Source organism: Aquipseudomonas alcaligenes NBRC 14159 (assembly GCF_000467105.1).
In the GTDB taxonomy this organism is placed as follows: domain Bacteria; phylum Pseudomonadota; class Gammaproteobacteria; order Pseudomonadales; family Pseudomonadaceae; genus Aquipseudomonas; species Aquipseudomonas alcaligenes.
This window is the reverse complement of record NZ_BATI01000102.1, coordinates 1-1,485: the sequence shown is the minus strand read 5'-3', so window position 1 is coordinate 1,485 and position 1,485 is coordinate 1. Positions and strand designations below refer to the sequence as shown.

The window sequence follows — 1,485 nt, the reverse complement described above, 5'->3', positions numbered from 1 at the left end:
CCTTAGAAAAGGCCGATGTATGTCCAAACTTGCTGAATTCAAGGCACTTGAAGCCCAACTCGCCGCCCAACTTAAACAGCTAAATGAGCTGAAAAATGACGATGGACTTAAGCGAGAGATTGAGTTTGAGGAGAAGCTTCGCGAATTGATGGCTGAATATGGATTTGGCCTGAAGGGAATCATTGCTCTGCTCGATCCGCAGGCCTGCTCTCTTGGAGCAACACCTGTTCCTACCACTAGAGGAAACCGCCGTCAGCGCCAGCTCAAAGTTTACAAAAACGAAGAAACTGGCGAGATTGTAGAAACCAAAGGCGGCAACAATAAAGTGCTGAAGGCTTGGAAAGACAAGTACGGGGCTGCGAAGGTTCAAGGCTGGTTGCAGTAGGGCCTATCTCGTTGGATGAAAAAGCCAGGTATTGCCTGGCTTTTTACTAGCTGCTGCGAGCGGCGGTTGGTCAGAACGAATGCTATACCGATAGAACTCTACGCTTAGAGAAAGCGTGGTAGAGAAAACCTGCCACTTGGCGGTTTGGCTCAGGAAGGAAAAACTCGATGCTCGCGATCCAGTAGAACTAAAAAGAATGCGGCTTTTGCTCGAAAACCATGAACGCGCATTTTTTGGTTCACTCGTAGTTCGAAGAATGTGATGTCGTCTCCGATCTGCTTTCGCACTCTCTTCAGATGTTCTTCGGCGCCATTTTTTATAGTGGCTATATCGTACTGCGTATAGGCTAAACCGGCTTTGTTATCGCCTTTCCCGCTGGTTTCTAAAACCTGGCGCCAGGTTCGATCGCGAAGCGCAGAAATAAAGTCGCTGAAACTTTTGAGCTCATCTTTCTCCCATGCAGAAAAGCACTCAAAGGCGTTGCAAAAATATTTTAGTGTGACAAATGGGTTTTCATTGTCAGCCGAGCCGCCGTTCATTGTGTTATTAAGAGAAAAGACTTTCTCTTCAATGGGAGATAGCTTGCTAGCGGACTGTGCTTGCTGGTGTATTTTATCCTTGGGTAGTTTCTTCACCATCTTCCAACTCCCCGTAAACCTCCTTATAGAAGCTAAGAATTGAGTCCTTTGAAATCACTTCCTCGCAACGCTCCTCAGGGTCGCGGCCGCCGCGGGCGCTGATCCAAGGACGCTCGGAGTGAGTCATAGCTTCAAGCTTCTTGGCAGCAAATGAGCCGTAAGCATCGCGAACCTGCTCCAATATATTAAGAGAGTCCGCATCAATACCTTCGGATGCGCCACCAGGTACGATCGGTTGCCAGCCGTAGCGCTTAAATTCGTGCCAAACGGAAGGTACTACCGGACCATGAGGCCATGCTTGCATGTCTTCATCAAACAATGGCCGATCTAAGGCCATCAAATGCCAAGCTTGCGCGAAGTAGAGAAGCTTCTGCACCTGCAGATGCGTTACGACCTCGCCAGCCGCATGGTCGCTTAGGTTGTTCACAAACCAGTTTGCGACGGCAACAGGCTTTGTCATCC

3 protein-coding genes are annotated in these 1,485 nt (G+C 49.0%); 1 reads left to right on the top strand and 2 read right to left on the bottom strand.

The features are described from left to right. Positions 1 to 19 precede the first annotated feature (19 nt). Positions 20 to 385 (top strand): histone-like nucleoid-structuring protein, MvaT/MvaU family, encoded by a 366-nt coding sequence (locus PA6_RS23260; RefSeq protein ID WP_021703201.1) that lies wholly within the window; start codon positions 20 to 22, stop codon positions 383 to 385. Positions 386 to 534: 149 nt separating this feature from the next. On the opposite strand, the gene PA6_RS23705 is transcribed toward PA6_RS23260, so the two are convergent. Further along, a complete protein-coding gene (locus tag PA6_RS23705) occupies positions 535 to 1,023 on the bottom strand; it encodes a hypothetical protein (RefSeq protein WP_021703200.1) in 489 nt (162 codons plus the stop codon). After that, the coding region (locus PA6_RS22215) for a Panacea domain-containing protein (protein ID WP_021218875.1) at positions 998 to 1,485 on the bottom strand (488 nt) is incomplete at its 5' end. The genes PA6_RS22215 and PA6_RS23705, both read right to left, overlap by 26 nt.

Bases quoted from the DNA above. Each gene is read 5' to 3' on its own strand.
- PA6_RS23260 (WP_021703201.1), top strand. From the start codon at position 20: ATGTCCAAACTTGCTGAATTCAAGGCACTTGAAGCCCAACTCGCCGCC.
- PA6_RS23705 (WP_021703200.1), bottom strand. From the start codon at position 1,023: ATGGTGAAGAAACTACCCAAGGATAAAATACACCAGCAAGCACAGTCC.